Below are 4,332 nucleotides of genomic sequence, written 5' to 3' on the forward strand. Positions count from 1 at the left end.
CGCGCCTGGCGGAGCAGCTCGGCATGCGACTCCGAGGGGAGGGCGCCGCCCTCGTAGCGCTGCACGCTGGCCACCCCGATGCCGAGGATGGCCGCGAGCACGCGCTGCGAGAATCCGTAGCGCCGCCGCAAGGCCACGATCTCGTCGGGCTGCGGAACGTCTCGGGCCTCGCGGTAGGCCGCATACATCTTCTCGAAGTTGCGATCCATGGTTGCCGCATGACCGATACGGTTGCCGCACAAGGGGCAAACAGGGTACCAAAACTCGTCGGTTATAGGGACGCCCCTGACATCGACCGTCTCCCGAACCGCAATCACCGGGGCATCGACCTCGTTGTAGCAGGCATCACAGATGGTTCTCACGGTTTCAGCCAAGTTCGGGTCCCTCCCTTCGGTACGGATAGGACAATCGATGCTCGGCTTCGTGGAACGAGACGCACACCGCTTGCACGCATCCCGACGAGAAGAAAGCCGCCAGCTTAACGTATACCTCGTACATAGGTATATAAGCGCCGAACACCCACACGTCATGAGGGCGTCCTTTGTCGTCGGGAAGAGGACCGGCGGAGTAATTGGAAACGCGCAAACCGCAAACGGTCGGTCTCATGTACCTGCCGGCTGTTAAATCCGACAAGCTGCATGAACCGCCTCGTCTTTCCTTGCGGGTTCCCCAATCCGGCGATGACGAATCGCTCGTAAGGCACAGCCCGCACCAAAGCCAGCACGGCTTCGATCTTCCATCTTTCGGCTACCTTGCCCGACATCGACCCTCGCTTAAACTCACCTCAATTGATGTGTCTACCCTACATGATAAGCAAGTAGATGTCCAGAAGAATCACCTCAATTGATGCGGCTAATCGAAGTAGAACAGGTCCTCGAACTTCTTGTCGAGCGCGATGCACAAGACGAGCGCCAGCTTCGCGGTGGGGTTGAACAGGCCCGTTTCGATGGCGGAGATGGTCTGGCGCGACACGCCCACGAGGCGCGCGAGGTCGGTTTGCGACAGGCCCTGCTCGGCCCGGGCCGCCTTCAGGCGGTTCTTGAGCTCGAGCTCGCCATCGTTGCCGTGGACGTCGTCGATCCCGAGGGAGGGAAGCTTCATCATGGCCGGCCCTACATCGTTCCCAAGAGGTACTTGATCGCGAACGTCACGGCCCCGAACGCGGCCAAGAGGCCGCAGACGAAACTGAACTTCATTCTGAACTGGTAAAACTGCCAGAAGCCCATAGCGGCCACGCCGGAGAGCATGATGGCGCCGCCCTGACTGGTGTCCAAGCCGCGGAACACGTTCCAAAGAAACAGAAGCAGCCACATGGCCAGCATGGCGCCGACCATGACCACGCTTTGGCGCTGGTTCAGAATGCGAAACCGTTCATCGGCACCGCGATTGTCCTCGCGGCTCTTCGCCAAGATCTCCTCTTTGTTCATGCCGCACCTCCGGAGCCCTCTGATCCGACCATCCGAATGTTTCACGTGAAACATTCGTTCGCTCTACTGACAAGTTTTCTTGTCAATGTGACAAGTATACTTGGCACGCTTGAGAAACGCAAGGGGTGCGGCACGTCGACGACATGGCACGAAGGCGAACCCGAAGAGGCACGCGCGGCGAGAACCTGCTATCATCGAGGGCATGGAACATCATGAGAACAACTTCGCGGGCCGGGAGGCCGAAACGGGAACCGGAGCCGTCGCGCCCCGCCGGCGCTGGCCGCGACGGGTGGCCATCGCACTCGTGGCGCTCGTCGTGGCGGCGGTGTTGGCGGCAGCGGCGTTCCTCGTGTACGCGAGCGACTACTACCGCGACGCGGACGCCGCCCACGAGAACCTCGTGTCCACCCCGCAGCTCCCGGTGACCCAAGGCGCGCACTACGTGGCGTTCGGCGACCCTGCGGCCGAGACGGGCCTGGTGTTCTACCCGGGCGCGAAGGTCGAGTACACCGCCTACGCCCCGCTCATGCGCGATTTGGCCGCGCGCGGCTACCTGGCCGTGGCCGTGGAGATGCCCTTCAACTTCGCGTTCTTCGGCATCAACGCGGCCGATGAGGTGCGCGAGGCGTTTCCCCAGGTGAGCGAGTGGTGGGTCGGCGGGCACTCGCTCGGCGGCTCCATGGCGGCGCAGTACGCGGCCGACCACGCCGATGACGGTGCGCTCGCGGGCCTCGTGCTGCTGGGAGCGTACACCGCGAGCGACCTCTCGGCCAGCGACCTGGGCACCCTCGTCGTGTACGGCTCGGAGGACCAAGTGCTCAACCGCGGAAAGCTCGCCGACAGCGCCGCCCTCATGCCCGAGGGTGCGCGGACGATCGAGATCGTCGGCGGCAACCACGCGGGCTTCGGCGCCTACGGCCCCCAGGAGGGAGACGGTTCGGCCACCATATCGGCCGAAGAGCAGCAGGGGCAGACTGCCGCCGCCATCGACGCGTACGTCAAGGCGCGCCGTCAGGCACCGGCCGCACTGCCCGCAGCCGCCTAAGCGGCGTCCCTCCCCGCCCGCAGAGTGCTCCCCCTCCCGAGCGTCACGGCGAACAGCACTCGGCCTCCACGCCTTCGGCACGCAAGCTTCAGCTTTGTTTCGCTTTGTCAACGGTTAGATGCCGTTCCGACGCCCGTTCCTATACTGATTCGAACGTACCCGAGCCGACCGTCCGAAGGAACCCCATGGCGAGGCCGCGCCGCCCTATCGCATCCGTCATCAACGCATCGCTCACCGCGCTGGCGCTGGTCGGCCTGTTCGTCGTCCAAGCTTACTTCGTGGGCGGCGCGGTGGGCCTGCTGCCCGCCGCCCATGCGGAGATGCCGGCCTTCGCGGCGGCGGACGTGCCGGACGGCCCGATCATGGTGGACTACTGCAGCGAGGCCGTGGCCGCACGCGATCCGGGCAACCCGTCGGGCCGCACGTCCACGAGCGTCGAGCTGGACGATGCCTGGTTCGCCGGCGACTCCCGCCGCTACCATCACGGCATCGCCACGAACTGCGCGGTGCTCAGCGCCGTATGCAACGCGGAATCGCACTTCTACTCCGGCAGCGGCGACCGCATCCCCTACGCCGAGCAGGCCCTGAGCGCGCTCGGGTTCTCCCAGGTGCGCACCGACTCCTACGAGCTGCGCAGCGCCGTGCTCGACCAGCTGGCCGCACTCGTCAGCGGCTCGCACGACGTGGCCGCCTACACGTTCGCCAACCGCCGGCTCGATACCGCACGCCACGGCGACGCCGCCGCCGGCGACGCCGCTGCCGGAGGCTCCTCCTTAGGCGGCCCTGAGGCGGGCAGCGCGGCCGAGACCCTCGTGTTCGTGGGCATACGCGGAAGCTACGGCGCGGAATGGGTCAGCAACTTCAACCTGCCGGACGCGGCATCGCCCGACGCCGACCACCGCGGGTTCAAGACGGCCGAGCAGGAGGTGGCACAGGCGCTCGAGCGCTACTTGGACGAGATCGGCGCAGACCCGGCGCGCACGCGCATCCTCATAACCGGCCACAGCCGCGGCGGGGCCATCGCCAACCTGCTGGCCGCCGACCTCGTCGACCGGGCGGACGGGCCCCAAGCCTTGGCGGCGGCCGACGCCGTCTACGCCTACACGTTCGCCGCGCCGTGCCCCACGAAGTCGGCAGAGCGCGGCGACAGCGCGTACGCGGGAATCTTCAACATCGTGAACCCCTCGGACCTCGTGCCGCAGCTGCCGCTCCCCGCCTGGGGCTATGGGCGCTACGGCACCACCGTGGAGCTGCCGGGCTACGCCAGCACCCGCTTCGCGTCGTCGCTCGCCCTCATGCAGCAGGCGTACCAGGCGAACACGGGGCTGCTGGACTCCTACAGCCCCGACGCGCTGGAACGGCTCGACTCGTTCGACGCCCAGGCGGCTCAGAGCCTTCCCACGGTGGAGAGCCTGCTGAATCCCTTCGGCATCTTCACGGCCGTGCGGGAGCTGCTGGAGGTGGACTTGGGGCTGGCGTTCACATCGCACTGCCCCGACACGTACATCGCCTGGATGCAGGCGGTCGACGCGCGGGCGCTCACGTTCACGCAGCGGGCTTAGCGCAGCTTCGCGCGGCGCTCGCGCCAATCGGGCATATAGGTGTCCATGAGGTCCTTGAAGCGCTGGCCGTGGCCGCGCTCCCGCAGGTGGCACAGCTCGTGCACCACCACGTACTCCAGGCACTCGGGCGGGTAGAGCGCCAAGCGGACGTTGATACAGATACGCCCGGTGGCGGGCTGGCAGCTGCCCCAGCGGCTGGTCATGTTGCGGTAGGCGAGCCGCCCCGCCTTCACGCCCATGATGGGCTCCCACGCGGCCACGAGCGGCGGCACGCACGCCTCCACCACGGCGCGCCATG

Annotated in this window: 6 protein-coding genes; 2 read left to right on the forward strand and 4 right to left on the reverse strand. The window is 66.6% G+C overall.

Features of this window, described 5'->3' with window-relative positions:
• From GPA_RS17290 to GPA_RS04035, 3 genes are all read right to left on the reverse strand, one after another.
• A partial coding sequence (locus GPA_RS17290; RefSeq protein ID WP_231847559.1) for a type II TA system antitoxin MqsA family protein occupies window positions 1–374 on the reverse strand: 374 nt, incomplete at its 3' end.
• Window positions 375–852: 478 nt separating this feature from the next.
• Window positions 853–1,104, reverse strand: coding sequence for a helix-turn-helix transcriptional regulator (locus GPA_RS04030; RefSeq protein WP_015539011.1), 252 nt, complete (start codon window positions 1,102–1,104; stop codon window positions 853–855).
• A gap of 8 nt (window positions 1,105–1,112) precedes the next feature.
• Window positions 1,113–1,427, reverse strand: coding sequence for a DUF6442 family protein (locus GPA_RS04035; protein ID WP_015539012.1), 315 nt, complete (start codon window positions 1,425–1,427; stop codon window positions 1,113–1,115).
• A gap of 202 nt (window positions 1,428–1,629) precedes the next feature.
• Here GPA_RS04035 and GPA_RS04040 point away from each other — a divergent pair, with 202 nt between their 5' ends.
• Window positions 1,630–2,472: an alpha/beta hydrolase gene (locus tag GPA_RS04040; RefSeq protein WP_015539013.1), complete on the forward strand. Its 843-nt coding sequence runs from the start codon at window positions 1,630–1,632 to the stop codon at window positions 2,470–2,472.
• A 185-nt stretch (window positions 2,473–2,657) separates the two neighbouring features.
• On the forward strand, window positions 2,658–4,034 hold the full coding sequence (locus tag GPA_RS04045; RefSeq protein WP_015539014.1) for a lipase family protein: 1,377 nt from the start codon (window positions 2,658–2,660) through the stop codon (window positions 4,032–4,034).
• On the opposite strand, the gene GPA_RS04050 is transcribed toward GPA_RS04045, so the two are convergent.
• Window positions 4,031–4,332: M48 metallopeptidase family protein (locus GPA_RS04050; RefSeq protein WP_041239034.1), on the reverse strand; the 302-nt coding region annotated here is incomplete at its 5' end. The genes GPA_RS04045 and GPA_RS04050 overlap by 4 nt on opposite strands.

It is taken from the genome of Gordonibacter pamelaeae 7-10-1-b (assembly GCF_000210055.1).
GTDB lineage: Bacteria > Actinomycetota > Coriobacteriia > Coriobacteriales > Eggerthellaceae > Gordonibacter > Gordonibacter pamelaeae.